The following is a 16,732-nucleotide window of genomic DNA, read 5'->3' on the forward strand; positions in this document are numbered from 1 at the left end:
TCGGGGCGGCGACGGCCACACTCTACGCCGAGCGCGGCTGGCACGTCGTGGCCGTGGACCTCGCCGCACCCGCAGGCGGCGCCGGCATCACCGGACTGGCCGCCGACGTCACCGACTCGGACTCGCTGGCGGCGGTCGCCGACCGCGTCCGCACCGAATTTGGGCGGGTCGACGCGCTGGTCACCTTCGCCGGGGTCCTCGGGATCGGTCCGCTGGCTGAGAGCGATCCGGACAAGATCCAGCGCGTGCTCGACGTGAACGTCATGGGCACCGTCCGCACCGTCCACGCGATGTGGGAGCTGCTGCGGGAGAGCAGCGGGCGGGTGGTGCTCATCAGTTCCGAGACCGGGCCGCAGCACGCGATGCCGATGAACGGCCCGTACGCGATGAGCAAGCACGCGATCGAGGCCTACGGCGACGCGCTTCGGCGCGAACTGCTGTTCCTCGGGCTGGACGTCGTGCTGGTCCAACCCGGGCCGTTCCGCACCGGGATGACCGCCGCCATCCGCCGCAACTTCCAGGAGTCGACCCGGCCGGGCTCGCCGTTCGCCGCCATGGCATCGGTGATGGGGGAGATGGCCGCCGGGCAGGACGAGGTCGCCGGGGACCCGTCGGTGCTCGCGGAGAAGGTGTGGGTGGCCGGCACCACCCGCCGCCCGCGGCGTCGCTACATGGTCAAGTGGGACCTGGGGCGGCGGCTCCTCGACCACCTGCCCGTCCCCGTCGTGGACAAAGCTCTGCTGCTCGCGCTGCGCGGGAAGATCGCGGCGCGCGAGGGCGAGATGCAGCGCGAAGCCGACGAGGCCCGGCGCGCGATGGTGGAGGTGGCCGAGCATCGCACGTAGGCTCGGAAGTTGATGCGACAGCAACGCTCGTGGTGTCAGTCGTGACCAGCGTGAACTCCGCGTCCAGCAGCCCGAACAGAACCGACGCGACCCGCAGTGAGGTGGCACGATGAGCAACCTGGACCCGAACCCAGACGAGATCGAGTGTGAGGCCGGCGGCGCCCCGGGCGGGCCGGAGCTCGGCGGGGCGCGCGTGGAGATCATAACCTCGCGCGACGTGCCGCTCGGTGGCCCCCGCGCGATGACGGTCAAGCGCACCCTGCCGCAACGTCAACGCTCCCTCATCGGGGCCTGGTGCTTTGTCGACCACTACGGGCCGGACGACGTCTCGGCGACCGGCGGCATGGACGTGCCCTCGCACCCGCACACCGGCCTGCAGACCGTGAGCTGGCTCTTTGAGGGCAACGTCACCCACCACGACTCTGGCGATAACCACGCCGCGGTGCGGCCCGGCGAGGTCAACCTCATGACCTCCGGCGCGGGTATCTGCCACACCGAGGTCTCCACGCAGGACACCACCATGCTGCACGGCGTCCAGCTGTGGACCGTTCTGCCCGACGAGCACCGCGAGAGCAGCGGCCGCCGCTTCGACCATTACGCGCCCGAGCCGGTCACCTTCGACGGCGGCTCCGCGCTGGTGTTCATGGGGACGCTGCTGGGGTCGTCGTCGCCCATTCCCACGTTCTCCCCGCTCCTCGGTGCGGAACTGCGCCTGGAACCGGGCGCCGAGCTGACCATGGACGTCGACCCGACCTACGAACACGGTCTGCTCGTCGACGCCGGGGATATCACCCTCGAGGGCGTGCGCGTCGAGCCGACCCAGCTCGCCTATACAGGTGTAGGGGAGTCGACGCTGACCGTCCGCAACACCGGCGACGCCCCGGCCCGGTTGATCCTCATCGGCGGCACACCGTTCGAGGAGGAGATCATCATGTGGTGGAACTTCATCGGCCGAACCCATGACGAGATCGCCCGCTATCGCCAGGAGTGGGAAGAGCACTCAGACCGCTTCGGCCGGGTGCACGGCTACATCGGCCACGACCCGGCCGGGCTCACCCGGCTGCCCGCGCCCACCCTGCCCACCACGACCCTCAAGCCGCGCATCAACCCGGCGGCGCGAGCACAGACCGACTGATCTGCGGGTCAACCGAGAAAGGGACGACGACGATGGCACCACGCGAGTACACAGACAAGACCGGTGAGGCAGTCACCGTGCAGCTTGATGCGGAGCAGAGCGCATTCGAGATCCGGACCTCCGGCGGCGAGGCGGCGGGGCAGGCGCACTTCCGCACCCGCAATGGAGACCGGATTTTCCACCACACGGTGGTCGACGAGCGCTTCGGAGGTCGTGGGATCGGGACGGCACTCGTACGCGGGGCCATCGAGGAGACCCGCTCCGAGGGCGTGACGATCGTCCCGGTGTGTCCCATGGTCAAGGGTTTCCTCGACAAGAACTCGGAGGAGTTCGCAGGCTCGTACCGCCTGCCCTCCCCGGACGACCTGGACTGGCTCCGCGAGCAGGGGGCCTGACATGGCCGTTCCCCAGTTGGACCGGGTCCACCGTGAGGTCTACAAGCAGATGGTCCGCTCGGCCGTCGCGTCGCGGGAGGTCTCAGACGAGGTGGGGCTGGACGAGGCGCTGCGCGAGCTGGTCAACGTGCGCGTCTCGCAGATCAACGGGTGCGCGGCCTGCCTCGCCTCCCATGTGCCGGCGGCCCGAAAGGCCGGGGTGTCGCAGAAGCGCCTCGACCTGCTCCCGGCCTGGCGTGAACTCGACGCTTTCGGCACCCGCGAGCGGGCTGCGCTGAGGCTGGCCGAGACCCTCACGACGCTCGACGACGTCGATGAGCGTGCCGCCGCGCTTGCCGACGCCGCGGCGTGCTTCAACTCCGATCAGCTCGCGGCTCTGGAGTGGACGATCATTCTCATCAACTCGTTCAACCGGATCTCCATCGCGAGCCATCACCAGCCGCGCCTGGACGACTGAGGCGGCCGGCCCCGCTCTGGCCGGCCGCTGCAGCGCGTGCTTCAGCCGGCGCCGCCGGGCGCTGAGAGAACTGAGCAACATCAGCGTTTTTCTAGGCAACACCAGTGCGGAATCAGGCCGTCGAAACGACGCTGATGTTGCCCAAAATCGCAGTCATTGCACCTAAATCAACGCGGCGCAGTTCAGTCGCCCGCAGGGCAACCGCGCGCCACCGATAATCGCCAGCGCCAAACCCGACTCAGCGCCCCGCCACCGGGACCATCTGCGCGCGGTTCGACGAGACGATCTCCTTACCGAACGGGAAGCACGTCACGGGGATGAGCTTGAGGTTCGCCCACGCGAGCGGCAGCCCGATGATGGTCACTGCCTGCGCGATCGCGGTGCCGATGTGGCCGATCGCGAGCCACAGGCCGGCGATGATGAACCACACCACGTTCGCGACGGTGCCGACCCCACCCGACCGACCGGTGTCCACGACCTCCCGACCGAACGGCCACAACACGTAGAGCCCGATCCGGAAGCTGGCCACGGCGAACGGGATGGTGACGATGAAGATGATCGCCAGGATCCCGGCCGCGAGGTATCCGAGGAACAGCCAGAACCCGGCGGTCACCAGCCAGATGATGTTCAGGACGAGGGTGAGCACTGCACGCATGCCACCAGCCTAGGTCCCCGGCACGTCGGCGTCAGCGGGGCTACGGTGGCAGGTGTGAGTACCAGACCGGACATCAGCACCCTCGGTGAGCTGCGTGCCGCCGGGTACCGCAGCCGCACTCTGCGAGAGGAGTTGCGGCACAATCTCCTCGACGCGCTCGCCGAGGGCCGGGACCCCTGGCCGGGGATGCACGGCTTCGAGACGACCGTGATCCCGCAGCTGGAGCGCGCGATCATCGCGGGCCACGACATCGTGTTGCTGGGCGAGCGCGGCCAGGGCAAGACTCGCCTGCTGCGCACGCTGGTCGGGCTGCTGGACGAGTGGTCGCCGGTGGTGGCGGGCACGGAGTTGTGGGAGGACCCGCTGGCTCCGATCACGGACCCCACCCGGGAGCGGGTCGAGCGTGAGGGCGACGCCCTGCTGATCGAGTGGCGCCACCGCGACGAGCGCTACGTCGAGAAGCTGTCCACCCCGGACACCTCGGTGGCGGACATGATCGGCGACGTGGATCCGATGCGCGTCGCGGAGGGCCGCCGCATGGGCGATCCGGAGACGATCCACTACGGCCTCGTGCCGCGCGCCAATCGTGGGATCGTGGCTCTCAACGAGCTGCCGGACCTGGCGGAGCGCATCCAGGTGGCGCTGCTCAACCTCATGGAGGAGCGCGACGTCCAGATCCGCGGGTATGTCCTGCGCCTGCCCCTGGATGTGCTGGTCGTGGCCTCGGCCAACCCGGAGGACTACACGAACCGCGGCCGGATCATCACCCCGCTCAAGGACCGTTTCGGCGCCGAGATCCGCACCCATTACCCGTTGGACCTGGCCGACGAGATCGAGGTGGTGCGGCAGGAGTCGCACCTCGCCGCGGAGGTTCCGGCCCCGCTCATGGAACTTCTTGCCCGGTTCACGCGCGAGTTGCGCACGTCGGACGCGGTGAACCAGGCGTCGGGGGTGTCGGCGCGGTTCGCGATCGCCGGCGCGGAGACCGTCGCAGCGGCCGCCCGCCGTCGCGTGGCGGTACGTGGATTAGGGGACGACGACAACGGTGAGGCAGTCGCCCGCCTCGTGGACGTCGACGCCGCGGTGGACGTCCTGCGCGGAAAGATCGAGTTCGAGCCCGGCGAGGAGGGCCGGGAACCGGAGATCCTCCGGTATCTCCTGCGCAGCGCGACCATCGACGTGGTGCGCGATCTGTTCCGCGGCATCGACATGGCGCCGCTCGTGGCGGTGTTCGACGGCCAGGTCACCATGACCACCGGAGCCTCGGTGACGGCGGCGGAGTTCGTCGACGCGCTGCCCGACCTGCCGGAGGCGCCGGAATTGTATGACCAGATCGCCGAGCGGGCCGGTGCCACGAACATCGGCGAGCACGCCGGGGCGGTCGAGTTGGCGCTCGAGGGGCTCTACCTGTCGCGCCGGTTGTCCAAGGAGACGGGCGACGGCGCCGCGGTATACGGCTGAAGCGGTATACGGCTAATCCGGTCATGACTGCAGGCCTGGCCGGCCCCGACGAGAGAAGGTGCATGATGGCGCGAGCTGAACGAGGCGCCCGCTACGGACGGTATGTCGGCGGGCCGGATCCGCTCGCGCCGCCGCTGGACCTGTCGGAGGCGCTGGAGGCGGTGTCGGAGGGCGTCATGGCCGGGTATTCGCCGGAGCAGTCGATGCGGGAGTTCCTGCGCGGCGGCGGGCGGGACCTGACCGGGCTGGACGAGCTCGCGGGCGAGATCAATCGGCGTCGGCGCGAGTTGCTGGAGAAGAGCCGACTCGGGGGAACGATAGACGAGATCTCCGAGCTCCTGGAGAAGGCGCTGCTCGCGGAGCGGGGTCAGCTCGCGCGCGACACCCAGATGGACCCGCTGGACCGCACGATGCGGGAGATGACGATCGAGAACCTGCCGGATTCCCCGGCCGGCGCGGTCGCGGAGTTGTCGGAGTACGACTGGGCCTCGACCGAGGCACAACAGGCGTACGAGCAGATCCGGGACCTGCTCGGCCGGGAGGCGCTGGACGCGCGGTTCTCCGGGATGAAGCAGGCGCTGGAGAACGCCACAGACGCCGACCGGGCCGCGGTCTCGGAGATGATCTCCGACTTGAACGACCTGCTGGAGAAGCACGCGCTGGGTGAGGACACGCAGGAGGACTTCGAGCGGTTCATGAACAAGCATGGCGACGCCTTCCCGGAGCAGCCGAAGAATGTCGATGAGCTGATCGACGCGCTGGCTGCCCGCTCCGCCGCGGCGCAGCGGATGCTCAACTCGATGACGCCCGAGCAGCGCGAGGAACTCATGGCCCTGTCGCAGCAGGCGTTCGGCTCGCCGGAGCTTTCCGACCAACTCGGTCGGCTCGACGGGCTGTTGCAGACCCTGCGACCGGGCGAGGACTGGGACGGCTCCGGGGATTTCGAGGGCGACCAGGGCCTCGGGATGGGCGAGGGTGCCGCGGTGATGGCCGAGCTCGGGGACCTCGACCGGCTCGCCGAGCAGCTCGCGCAGTCCGGCTCCTCGCCGCTGTCCGAGTTGGACATCGAGGCCGTCGCCCGCCACCTCGGCCGGGACGCGGCGGTGTCGGTGCAGACGCTTGCGCGCATCGAGCAGGAGATGCGCGAGTCCGGCTACCTCAGCCGCAAGCCCGACGGCGACCTGCGGCTGTCTCCGGCGGCTCTGCGCAAACTCGGACGTTCGCTGCTGCGCGACGCCGCCCGCCGGTTGTCCGGCCGTTCGGGCGCCCGCGAGACCCGGGCGTCGGGCGCGGCGGGGGAGCAGACCGGGGCGAGCCGGCAGTGGGAGTTCGGCGACACGGCATCCTGGGATGTGCCGCGCACCGTGACCAACGCGATCACCCGCTCGGCGGCGGAGGGGCGCCAGACTGATCAGGGCATTCGGCTGCTTCCCGAGGACATCGAGGTCCGGGAGACGGAGGCCCGCACCCAGGCGGCCGTCGCCCTGCTGGTGGACACCTCGTTCTCCATGGCGATGGAGGGCCGCTGGGTTCCGATGAAACGCACCGCGCTGGCCCTGCATCATTTGATCAGCACGCGGTTCCGGCAGGACCGGATGCACTTGATCTCGTTCGGCAGGATCGCGCAGTCGCAGAGCATCGAGCACCTGCTTTCATTGGACGCCCGCTACGAGCCGGGGACCAACCTGCACCACGCGCTGCTGCTGGCGGGGCGGTTCTTCCGGGAGCATCCCACGATGCAGCCGGTGCTGCTCATCGTCACCGACGGCGAGCCGACGTCGCACCTGCTCCCCGGTGGCGAGCCGTGGTTCTCATATCCGCCGGATCCGGAGACCATCCGCACCACCGTCGACGAACTCGACCGGGTGTCCCGATTCGGCGCGCAGACGACGTTCTTCCGTCTGGGCGAAGACCCCGGACTGTCGCGCTTCCTCGATGCGCTGGCCCGGCGGGCGGGCGGCACGGTGGTCGCGCCGGAGGTCGACGACCTGGGCGCGGCGGTGGTCGGCCGGTTCCTGCACACGCGGCGGGGCCGGCCAGGGGCGTCGGACCCGTGGAACGCCGGCGGCCGCTGGGCGATGTGAACCCAGCGGCCGCGAAGTCGGTGCCGTTGCCGGCGGACGTGTCGATCAGGGCAGCGGTGTGATCAAGGCAGAGGTGCGCCGACCTCGCCGGAGGTGCGGCGCAGGACCCGTAGTGAGTCCACGGCACGGACCTCGGTGAACTGGCCCGACTCGAGTGCACGGCAGTAGATCTCGTACGGGGGCCGGCCGCCGTCCTCGGGATTCGGGAACACATCGTGGATGAGCAGTGCGCCGCCGACCTCGACCCACGGGGCCCAGCCCTCGTAGTCCGCCTGCGCCGCCTCGGACGAATGCCCGCCGTCGATGAACACGAAGGAGGCCTGCTTGCCCCACACGCGGGCGACCTGCCGCGAGCTGCCGACCGCGGCGGTGACCACGTCGTCGAGGCCCGCATCCCAGATCGTGTGCCGGAACTTCCCGAGCGTCTCGAGGCGACCGGTGTGCGGGTCGACGAGCTCGGCGTCGTGGTACTCCCAGCCCGGCTGGTGCTCCTCGGAGCCCCGGTGGTGGTCGACGGTGACGATGCTGCCGCCGGTCACGCGGGCGGCTGCACCGAGGAAGACCGTCGAGCGGCCGCAGTACGTGCCGATCTCCACCCCGACGCCGTCGCCCAGGTACTCGCAGGCGATCTCGTACAGGGTGTGGCCCTCTTCCAGCGGCATGAAGCCGGGGGCGGCGAGCGCCGCGGCCAGCAGCGACGTTTCGATCTCGGGTGCGGTCTTAACCATGGTCTCCAACTTATCGGGCGGGGCTCGGACCGTGGGTCCCAGCCCCGCCCGAGCGTTCAGCTGTAGCCGGCAGCCGCAGTCGCGGCCCCGGCGTTCTCGTCCTAGGCGCTCAGCCCTCGGCGCGGCGTGCGGCCTTACGGGCCCGGGCTACGTGCGGGCCCACCACGTTGCCGAGCTTGGTGCCGTTCGGCCAACCCGCGTAGTAACAGAGGAAGATCACGATCTCCTCCAGCTCCTCCGGAGTGAGCTCACCGTTGCCCAGCGCGGCGCCCACCTGGATGTCGGCCACATCGGAGTTGCCCTGCGCGGTCAGTGCACCGAGCAGGAGCAGGCGACGATCCCGATGGGTCAGGCCGGGACGGGACCAGATCCGGCCGAAGAGATGGTCGGCGGTCTCGGCGAAATAGTCGCCGGGGCCGTCGGACATCTCGAAACCGTACGCCTCGGTCATCTTCGCCAGGCCGTGTGCGCGCTCCGGGCTCAACGCGGAATCTGCCTCGCTGCTCATCAGGACTCCTTCTCGCCGCTGGTGGCGCTGTTGTCGTCGTCGTCATCCCCGGGTGAACCTGTACCCGCACCGACGCTGGAGGCCAGCGCGATCTCGCCCGGCCCCACGCCGAACCCGGCGCCCAGGTCGCGCAGGGCGATGGTGCCCAGGGGCAGGTCCACGTCCAGGCGGTCGGCCAGGCCGAGGGCGAGGGACAGGTCCTTCTCGCCCAGGCCGCGGACGTGGGTGAACACGCCGTGCCAGAAGTCATCCTCGGCTATCGGCGCGGTGGTGTCGCGGAGCATGACCGCCCCGGCGCCACCGGTGATGGCGTCGGTGTGGCGGACCACGCGGCCCAGCTTGGCGATGTCGATCCCGGCGGCCTCGGCCAGACGCGACGCCTCGGCCGTGGCGGTGAACGAGATGAAGTGCAGCAGGTTCCGCGCGAGCTTCATGCGGGTGCCCGCACCCACCTCGCCGGCGTGGACCGGCATGCCCGCCCAGAGTTTGAACGCCGGCTTGCAGGCGTCGTAGACCTCGCGCGGGCCGCCGACCATCACGGCGAGCTCGCCGGATTCCGCGCCCTGCGCTCCGCCCGAGACGGGGGCGTCGATCAGATGCACGCCGGCGGCGGCACAGACCTCGGCCAGCTCTACAGCCGTGGAGTCGGAGATCGTGGAGTGGACCGCGATCACCGTGCCCGGGGCGGCGGTGCGCAGGATGCCCTGCGGACCGTCCACCACGTCGCGGACCTGCTCGTCGTTGAGCACGGTCACCGAGATCAGTCGTGCCGTGCGCGCGACCTCGTCGGCCGTCGCGGCGGCGGTGGCACCCTCGGCGACGAACGGCTCGGTGGCCTCGGCGCGCACGTCACACACCACCAGCCCGCCCGCCCACGCCAGCAGCTGCTTGGCGATGGGCGCACCCATGTTGCCCAGGCCGATGAAGCCGACCGGGGCGGGGTTGGCGTCGGGGGAGCCGGGACCGATGGGGGCATCGGACTGGGCCGTCATGACCGGATGACCTGTCCGCCATCGACGTTGAAGATCTGACCGGTGACCCAGCTGGCCTCATCCGACAGCAGGAACAGCATCATGCCGACCAGATCCTCCGGCTGGCCGATCCGCTTGAGCGGAAGCTTGTCGACCATGTCGTTGACGATCTCCTGCGGCGTGGAGGTGCGGTTGGCCTCGGTGTCGATCGGGCCCGGCGCGATGGCGTTGATGCGGATGTTCGAGCCGCCGAGCTCGGTGGCCAGCTGCTGGGTGAGGCCGTTGACGCCGACCTTGGCCAGGCCGTAGAAGCCCGAGTACAGCCACGCCGCGGTGGAGGACTGGTTGACGATCGCGCCGCCGCCGGCCGCGGCCATCTTCTCCCAGCAGGCGCGCACCATGAGCAGTGCGCCGTTGAAGTTCACCGACATGAACTTCTCGTAGTAGTCCCACGGCACCGTGATGAGGAAGTCCAACTTCATGCCGCCGAAGATCGCGGCGTTGTTGACCAGCATGTTCAGCTCGCCGAAGCGCTCGACCGTGGCGTCCGCGCAGGCCTTGGCCGAGGCCTCGTCCGAGACGTCGGTGTGCTGGAAGAAGGCCTCGCCGCCGGCGGCGACGATCTCGGAGGCGACGCGCTCGCCCTGCTCGGCAGAGACATCGGCCACCACGACCTTGGCGCCCTCGGCCGCGAGGGCCTTGGCGTACTGCTCACCGATGCCCCCGGCCGCGCCGGTCACGATCACTGACTTGCCGTCGAAACGTCCCATGATTTTCGTGTCTCCTCGAAGTGTTGGTGCTGTGTGGTGGATGCGACGCCGCCTCGGGCGCCGACGTGGACCCGGCTCGGCCCGGCGAAGTGCCGGGCCGGGCAGGGTGCGGTGGGTGGGGCCGGGTCAGGCAGGGGTGGCGACGGACTTGATCTCGAGGTACTCCTCGAAGCCCTCGCGGCCCATCTCCCGGCCGATGCCGGACTGCTTGTAGCCGCCGAACGGAACGTCCGCGCCGTACCACTGGCCGCCGTTGACGCCGAGGGTGCCGGTGCGGATGCCGGACACGACCTTCTCGACGCGCTCCGGGTCGGTGCCCCACACCGCGCCGGACAGGCCGTAGGGGGAGTCGTTGGCGATGCGGATCGCGTCCTCGTCACCGTCGTGCGGGATGATCACCAGGACGGGACCGAAGATCTCCTCCTGTGCCACGCGCGCCGAGTTGTCGAGACCCGAGATGAGGGTCGGCTCGATCCAGAATCCGCGGTCCTTGCCCTCGCCGGTGGGACGCCCGCCACCGATCTCGATGGTGCCGCCCTCGGAGCGGGCGAGTTCGATGTAGCCCTCGATCCGCTCGCGCTGGACGGCGGAGATCACCGGGCCGCAGAACGCGCCGGGATCGGTGGGGTCGGTCGGGGCGAAGGAGGCCATGGCTCCCTTGGCGGCCTCGATCGCCTCGTCGTACTTCTCACGCGGCACCACCAGGCGGGTGGTCAGCGCGCAGCCCTGGCCGGCGTGGGTACAGGTGTTGAGGGCGGTCATGAAGCAGGCGGTGCCGAGATCGGCGTCGTCGAGTACCACCGAGGCGGACTTGCCGCCCAGCTCGAGGAAGACCTTCTTCAGCGACTCCGCGGCGGAGACCATGATCTTCTTGCCTGTCGCGGTGGAGCCGGTGAAGGACACCAGGTCGACGCGCGGATCGGTGGTCAGCTGGGCGCCGATCCCGTGATCCGAGGAGGACACCACGTTGAGGACGCCGGCCGGGATGTCGGTCTCCTCGGCCGCGATGCGCGCCATGGCGGCGGCGATGAGCGGGGTATCGGGCGCCGGCTTGAGGACCACGGTGCAGCCGGCGGCCAGCGCGGGACCGATCTTGGCGAGGTTGATCTGGTTGGGGAAGTTCCACGGCGTGATGGCGCCCACGACCCCGATCGCCTCGCGGCGGGTCGTGCGGTGGGACTTGACCCCCATGACCTCCGAGGGGCCCAGGTCCTCGGTCCACTGGTAGCTCTCAACGAGGTCGGCCAGCCAGCCGAGGTCCGCGATGGGGCCCTCGAGCTGGGGGCCGGTGGTGAACATGTGCGGCGCACCCACCTCGGCGATGGTCAGATCGCGCAGTTCCTCGGTGTGGGACTGCAGGGCGTCGCGCAGCTGGCGCAGGCACTTCGCGCGGAACGCGTGATTGGTCGACCAGTCGGTGGTGTCGAACGCGGTGCGGGCAGCGGCGATCGCGGCGTCCATGTCCTCGGCGGTGGCGTCGGCGGCCGCGCCGACGACCTCCTCGGTGGCCGGATTGAGAACCTCGAACGTAGCGCCGGATGAGGTCTGGCGCAGCGCGCCGCCGATGAGTAGTGGCGCTGGATCGGTGAAGCTCGTCGTCACGTGGGACCTTCCGTCGGCATGGGTAGACAACTGTCTAGACGATAGTCCGGCGGGTGGTGTACTGTCCAGACTTATGTCCACTGACGTCCGATTCGAATCCACCAGGCGCCGGCTCAACGGCCAACAGGCCGAGACGGTCGAACGCCTGACCAGCGCTGCTGTCGAGGTGCTGCGGGAGAACGGTCCCGGAGGGCTGTCGGTTCGGACCGTGGCCTCCCGGGCGGGGGTCGCCCCGGCGACCGCCTACACCTACTTCTCGTCCAAGGGGCATCTCATCGCCGAGGTGTTCTGGCGGCGGTTGGAGGACCACGCGCCCGAGTTCGCCTCGGACGGCTCGACCGTCGACAGGGTGGTCGGGGTCCTGCGGGACGTCGCCCTGCTGATCGCCGATGAGCCCGAACTGTCCTCGGCGGTCACCGCGGCGCTGCTGGGGGACGACCCGGAGGTGTCCCACCTCCGGATGAGAATCGGTGTCGACATCCGTCGCCGTCTGGTGACGGCGCTGGGTGATGACTACGACGACGACAACGACGACGTGATCTCCGCACTGGAAATGGTCTACGCGGGGGCGCTCGTCAGGGCAGGCATGGGCTACGGCTCCTACTCGGACATGGCAGACGCGATCGAATCCGCCGCACGACTGATCTTGAGGTGACAGAACCACAATGACCACTGCAAACCCGGCACCGCTCATCTTCAGCCCGTACGACTACGACGTTCACGAGGACCCCTACCCGTTCTATTCGCGGCTCCGCGCCGAGGCGCCGGTTTACCACAACGCCGAGCTCGACTTCTGGGCCCTGAGCAAGTACGACGACGTGCGCGAGGCGTTCCGCGCGCCGGACGTGTTCTCCAGCGCCATGGGCGTCTCGCTCGACCCGGCCGCGTACGGCCCGCACGCCTACAAGACCATGTCGTTCCTCGCGATGGACGATCCCCGGCACGCGCGGCTGCGCCGATTGGTCAGCAAGGGCTTCACCTCCCGCCGCGTGGACGCACTGCGGGAGGGGATCGAGAAGATCTCGCGTCAGTACTGGGACGAGTGCCTGGAGCGCGCCCGCGACGGTGAGGCGATCGACTTCGTCGACGACTACGCAGGCAAGCTGCCCATGGACGTCATCTCCGACCTCATGGGCGTGCCCGAGGCCGACCGCACCGAGCTGCGCCGCCTGGCCGACCAGGTGATGCACCGCGAGGAGGGCAAGCAGGACCTCCCGAAGGAGTCCATGGTCGCCGCGCTGGACCTCATCGCCTACTACCAGGACATGGTTGCCGAGCGCCGCAAGGAGCGCACCGAGGACCTCACCTCGGCGCTGATCGACGCGGAGATCGACGGCGAGAAGCTCGACGAGGACGAGATCCTGTCCTTCCTGTTCCTCATGGTCGTGGCCGGCAACGAGACCACCACCAAACTCCTGGCCAACGCCCTGTACTGGGGACACGAGTACCCCCAGCAGAGCCAGCTGGTCCTCGACGACCCGGCGATGGTCCCGCAGTGGGTCGAGGAGACCCTGCGTTTCGACACCTCCAGTCAGATGGTCCTGCGCACCACCACGACCGAGACCACGATCCGCGGCGTCAAGATCCCCGCGGACCAGAAGGTGCTCCTGCTCATCGGGTCGGGCAACCGCGACGAGGAAATTTTTGACGACGGCGACGTCTACGATCTCCACCGCGACACGTCGGCGAGCCTGAGCTTCGGTCAGGGACCGCACTTCTGTCTGGGTGCACACCTGGCCCGGCTCGAGGGCCGTGTCGCGCTCGACATGATCTCGACGTCCATCACGGGGTACGAGATCCTGCCGGGTGCCGAGCGCGTGCACTCGTCCAACGTGCGTGGATTCGCGCACCTGCCGATGCGGCTAGAGCTGAGTAACTGATGAGCCTTCGTTTTCCGCCACAGCTGGCAGGTGCGGAGCGCCCGGCGCTGGTCACCGGTGCCTCTTCGGGAATCGGTCGGGCCTCCGCTGAAGCCCTGGCCGCGCTGGGACACCCCGTCGTGGTGGGCGCCCGCCGGGCCAGCCGCCTCGACGAGTTGGTCGCCAGCATCAGAGAGGCCGGTGGCGAGGCCACGGCGTGCGCGGTCGATGTCACCGACGCCGACTCGGTAGCGGCGTTCGTGGCCGCGGCCACCGATGCCTACGGTGATCCCGAGGTGCTCGTCTCCAGTGCCGGCTCCCTGCAGATGGGCCGCGTCTGGGAGCTGTCGCCGGAGGATTTCGCCGCCCAGATGGACATCCACCTGATGTCGGTGCACAGGATGCTCCACGCGGTCCTGCCCGGGATGATCAGCCGCCGACGCGGTGATGTCGTCGTCATCGGATCTGACGTGGCGTACACGGCGCGGCCCCGCTCCGGCGCGTACGTCGCCGCCAAGGCCGGGCTCGAGAACATGGCGAATCAGGCCCGGAAGGAGCTCGAGGGCACCGGGGTGCGGCTCGGTGTGGTCCGGCCCGGTCCGGTGATGACCGAGATGGGCACCGAGTTCGACCCGGCCACCGCCGAGGCCGTCATCAACGACTGGGTCAAGCACGGCTTCGGCCGCCACCCGCGCATGTGCAAGCCTTCCGACCTCGCCCGCGGAGTCACCGCGATGGTGTCGATGCCGCGCGGCGCACAGATCACCGAACTGGAGATCCAGCCCGAGGCCCCCATCGAGGAGGACTACTCATGAGCAGGCATACCCCGGCGAACTGTCCCGACCCGTTGGAGGGGCTCGACCACGCCACCCTCGCGCGCCTGGTGCCCGATCTCCTGCTGATCGGCCAGCTCATCGACCGCGCCGGCATGCCCGCGCTGCTCGGCGAGTTCGGCGTGGACGGGATGGGCGAGGTGGCGATCGAGGAGTGGCAGGCCGCCAGCCCCCACTACGCCCGTCGTATGAAGGAGGCGCTGTCGATCACCGGTGACGGCGTCGCCGAGATCTTCAAGGGGTTCCAGCTCGACGTGGGCGCGCCCCCGGAATTCATGGACTTCCGATACGGCGTCACCGATCACGACAACGGCGAGTTCTGGCTCGACCACTGCGGAGCCCTCATGGACGTCGAACCGATGGGGGACCGGCTCGTCACCACGATGTGCCACGACATCGAGGACCCGACCTTCCCGGCCACCGCGCTGGCCACCAACCCGCGCGCCGTCGTCGAACCCATCCATCGGCCGCCACGCAGCCCGGAGGGGCGGACCCCGCACTGCCACTGGACCGTGCGGATCGACCCGGATGTCGAGCCCGCGCCGTTGCCGGAGCCGGCGGTCGAGTCCGCGTCGTCGCGGATCATCGACTTCGAATTCACGCCGCCGGAGCCCCGCGACACCACGGGCGAGGGCAGCCGTGACGACTACTCGGGGCCGCTGCTCGCCGACCTGGTGTTCTCCGAATTCACCTCGGCCGCGCTGATCCGCATCACCCGCGAGATCTACCTGCAGATGCACCTGTTGGCGGTGGGCTTCTACCAATCGGTTCGCCGTCGCTCGGACACCGCCACCGCCGACCGGCTGCTGGCCTACCAGGCCACCGGCATTGCGGGCGTTGCCGCGGGACGCATCCGGGACGTGCTCGGCGTGGATGCCGACGCGCGCGGGCTCGCCGCTGTGCTGGACGTGCACCCGCTGGCCGGGCCCGTCGCCTACACCGGCTACTCCTCCCGCGTCTCCGACGACGGGACCGAGCTCACCGTGTCCTGGGATACCTCGGCGGATGCCTTCGCCGACGACACCTGGGCTCCGCTGCTGGCAGCCGGCGACCTGCGCTCGCTCGAAGCGGCGGCGCAGGCGGTCGACCCGCATTGGACCGTCGAGGCCGTGCCCGGCGACGGCACGCGGATCGAGGCTGTCCTCCGGCTCGGGGAGACGGCGGCCAAGGAATCCGACGAGGTCGCCGTGACCCGGATCAGTACCGGCGCGGCGTTCGAGTTCGGCCCCGCCCGCAAGGCGCTGCCGATCACGCCGGTCTGACCGACGCCACCCACGAAGGCCGGCGGCTCCACGTCAACGTCTTCCGCGTGGCCGCCTGGCCGCGCCGTCCGTTTCGTCCACCCCATCCACCGACCGGAGGACCCAGCAATGACAAACGACGAGACCGATCAGTCATTGCGGTTGGACGGGCAGGCTTTCGCGATCACCGGGTCCTCCCGGGGCATCGGGGCCGCCGTGGCCGAGGACCTCGCGGCCCGCGGCGCTGATGTGGTGCTGAACGGCCGCGACGACAATGCGCTGCAGGCGCAGGTCGCGGAGTTGGGTGCGCGATCGACCGGACGCATCAGCGGGGTCGCCGGATCCTCCCATCGTCCCGATGTGGCACGCGAGCTCCTCGAAAGAGCCGGTGACGGGGGCTCGGAAGTGGCGGGACTCATCACGTGCGCGGGTGTCGCCGAGCCGCCGGGATCGTCGATTCTCACCGTCTCCCACGATGAATTCGGCGATCTCATGGACGCCCACCTGGGGACCGTCTTCGCTCCCTGCCGGGAGTTCGCCCCACATTTCGTGGCCGCCGGCCGGGGGACGATCGTCACCACCTCCTCGTTCGCCTGGAAGGGCGACTACGGCGGGACCGGATATCCGGCCGGCAAGGGGGCGGTGACGTCGCTGACCATGGCGATCGCCGCCGAACTCGCCGAGCACGGGGTCCGGGCCAACGTCGTCTGTCCCGGCGCGCGCACCAGATTGTCGGAGGGCGACGACTACGAGCAGCAGATCCGCGAGCTGGGCCGTCGCGGGATGCTAGATGAAATCAGCGTCGCCGGCGCACTCGACCCGGCCGGGCCCGAATACGTCGCACCTCTCTACACCTATCTAGCGACGGGGCTGTCGCAGGGGATCACCGGCCAGGTGTTCGCCGGTTCCGGCGGGTTCCTCGGCCGGTTCCCCACACCCGAGGCGCAGATCCTGGCCTATCGCGACTTCCACGACAGCCCGCCCTGGAGCCCCGAGGAGATCGACGGCCACCTGCGGAACTGAGGTGCTTGTCAGTGGCCGCCAACGGTGCCCACTCGCATGCTCGAGCTAGTGCCTGAAGCCTGGGGTAGGGGCGGCCGGGGCTACCAGGGCGCCCGGGGCACAGCCGCTCCTCCCGATGGAGTCTCGCGTCCGTGCCTGCGCCCCAATCCCGCAGCCGCTCCCCCC

The 16,732-nt window shown here is 69.7% G+C and carries 17 protein-coding genes; 11 read left to right on the forward strand and 6 right to left on the reverse strand.

Annotated features, from left to right (window positions below; translation table 11 throughout):
* From G6016_RS09895 to G6016_RS09910, 4 genes are all read left to right on the forward strand, one after another.
* Positions 1–845 (forward strand): SDR family NAD(P)-dependent oxidoreductase (locus G6016_RS09895; protein WP_182632498.1); only part of this gene is annotated, 845 nt, incomplete at its 5' end.
* A 109-nt stretch (positions 846–954) separates the two neighbouring features.
* A complete protein-coding gene (locus tag G6016_RS09900) occupies positions 955–1,980 on the forward strand; it encodes a pirin family protein (RefSeq protein WP_182632499.1) in 1,026 nt (341 codons plus the stop codon).
* A 32-nt stretch (positions 1,981–2,012) separates the two neighbouring features.
* The gene (locus tag G6016_RS09905; RefSeq protein WP_182632500.1) at positions 2,013–2,375 is read left to right on the forward strand and encodes a GNAT family N-acetyltransferase; all 363 of its coding nucleotides are present in this window, start codon (positions 2,013–2,015) and stop codon (positions 2,373–2,375) included.
* 1 nt (position 2,376) lies between these two features.
* A complete protein-coding gene (locus G6016_RS09910) occupies positions 2,377–2,832 on the forward strand; it encodes a carboxymuconolactone decarboxylase family protein (RefSeq protein WP_182632501.1) in 456 nt (151 codons plus the stop codon).
* A gap of 238 nt (positions 2,833–3,070) precedes the next feature.
* Here G6016_RS09910 and G6016_RS09915 read toward each other — a convergent pair whose 3' ends face one another.
* Positions 3,071–3,487: a YccF domain-containing protein gene (locus G6016_RS09915; protein WP_182632502.1), complete on the reverse strand. Its 417-nt coding sequence runs from the start codon at positions 3,485–3,487 to the stop codon at positions 3,071–3,073.
* A gap of 54 nt (positions 3,488–3,541) precedes the next feature.
* Here G6016_RS09915 and G6016_RS09920 point away from each other — a divergent pair, with 54 nt between their 5' ends.
* Together G6016_RS09920 and G6016_RS09925 are read left to right on the forward strand one after the other, a co-directional pair.
* Positions 3,542–4,948: a sigma 54-interacting transcriptional regulator gene (locus G6016_RS09920; protein ID WP_182632503.1), complete on the forward strand. Its 1,407-nt coding sequence runs from the start codon at positions 3,542–3,544 to the stop codon at positions 4,946–4,948.
* Positions 4,949–5,013: 65 nt separating this feature from the next.
* Positions 5,014–7,032, forward strand: coding sequence for a vWA domain-containing protein (locus G6016_RS09925; RefSeq protein ID WP_182632504.1), 2,019 nt, complete (start codon positions 5,014–5,016; stop codon positions 7,030–7,032).
* A 62-nt stretch (positions 7,033–7,094) separates the two neighbouring features.
* Here the strand turns inward: G6016_RS09925 and G6016_RS09930 are convergent, their stop codons facing one another.
* The 5 genes from G6016_RS09930 to G6016_RS09950 form a co-directional block, all read right to left on the reverse strand.
* Positions 7,095–7,760, reverse strand: a complete 666-nt coding sequence (locus G6016_RS09930; protein ID WP_182632505.1) for a class I SAM-dependent methyltransferase — start codon at positions 7,758–7,760, stop codon at positions 7,095–7,097.
* Between the two features lie 109 nt (positions 7,761–7,869).
* Positions 7,870–8,268 carry a carboxymuconolactone decarboxylase family protein gene (locus G6016_RS09935; protein WP_182632506.1) on the reverse strand — a complete coding sequence of 133 codons (399 nt, stop codon included), beginning with the start codon at positions 8,266–8,268 and terminating at the stop codon, positions 7,870–7,872.
* Complete coding sequence (locus G6016_RS09940; RefSeq protein ID WP_182632507.1) at positions 8,268–9,260, reverse strand: NAD(P)-dependent oxidoreductase; 993 nt, start codon at positions 9,258–9,260, stop codon at positions 8,268–8,270. The genes G6016_RS09935 and G6016_RS09940 overlap by 1 nt, the downstream gene beginning before the upstream one ends.
* Positions 9,257–10,009 (reverse strand): SDR family oxidoreductase, encoded by a 753-nt coding sequence (locus G6016_RS09945; RefSeq protein ID WP_182632508.1) that lies wholly within the window; start codon positions 10,007–10,009, stop codon positions 9,257–9,259. Before G6016_RS09945 ends, G6016_RS09940 begins: the two co-directional genes overlap by 4 nt.
* Before the next feature lie 126 nt (positions 10,010–10,135).
* Positions 10,136–11,611, reverse strand: coding sequence for an aldehyde dehydrogenase (locus tag G6016_RS09950; RefSeq protein WP_182632509.1), 1,476 nt, complete (start codon positions 11,609–11,611; stop codon positions 10,136–10,138).
* Between the two features lie 73 nt (positions 11,612–11,684).
* Here G6016_RS09950 and G6016_RS09955 point away from each other — a divergent pair, with 73 nt between their 5' ends.
* The 5 genes from G6016_RS09955 to G6016_RS09975 all read left to right on the forward strand — a co-directional run bounded on the left by G6016_RS09955 (position 11,685) and on the right by G6016_RS09975 (position 16,567).
* Positions 11,685–12,266 (forward strand): TetR/AcrR family transcriptional regulator, encoded by a 582-nt coding sequence (locus G6016_RS09955; RefSeq protein ID WP_182632510.1) that lies wholly within the window; start codon positions 11,685–11,687, stop codon positions 12,264–12,266.
* 10 nt (positions 12,267–12,276) lie between these two features.
* On the forward strand, positions 12,277–13,491 hold the full coding sequence (locus G6016_RS09960; protein ID WP_182632511.1) for a cytochrome P450: 1,215 nt from the start codon (positions 12,277–12,279) through the stop codon (positions 13,489–13,491).
* Positions 13,491–14,285, forward strand: coding sequence for an SDR family oxidoreductase (locus G6016_RS09965; protein WP_182632512.1), 795 nt, complete (start codon positions 13,491–13,493; stop codon positions 14,283–14,285). The genes G6016_RS09960 and G6016_RS09965 overlap by 1 nt, the downstream gene beginning before the upstream one ends.
* Positions 14,282–15,565, forward strand: a complete 1,284-nt coding sequence (locus G6016_RS09970; protein WP_182632513.1) for a hypothetical protein — start codon at positions 14,282–14,284, stop codon at positions 15,563–15,565. Before G6016_RS09965 ends, G6016_RS09970 begins: the two co-directional genes overlap by 4 nt.
* A 108-nt stretch (positions 15,566–15,673) precedes the next feature.
* Positions 15,674–16,567 (forward strand): SDR family NAD(P)-dependent oxidoreductase, encoded by an 894-nt coding sequence (locus tag G6016_RS09975; RefSeq protein ID WP_182632514.1) that lies wholly within the window; start codon positions 15,674–15,676, stop codon positions 16,565–16,567.
* Positions 16,568–16,732 lie beyond the last annotated feature (165 nt).

Source organism: Dietzia aerolata (assembly GCF_014144865.1).
Taxonomy (GTDB): domain Bacteria; phylum Actinomycetota; class Actinomycetes; order Mycobacteriales; family Mycobacteriaceae; genus Dietzia; species Dietzia aerolata.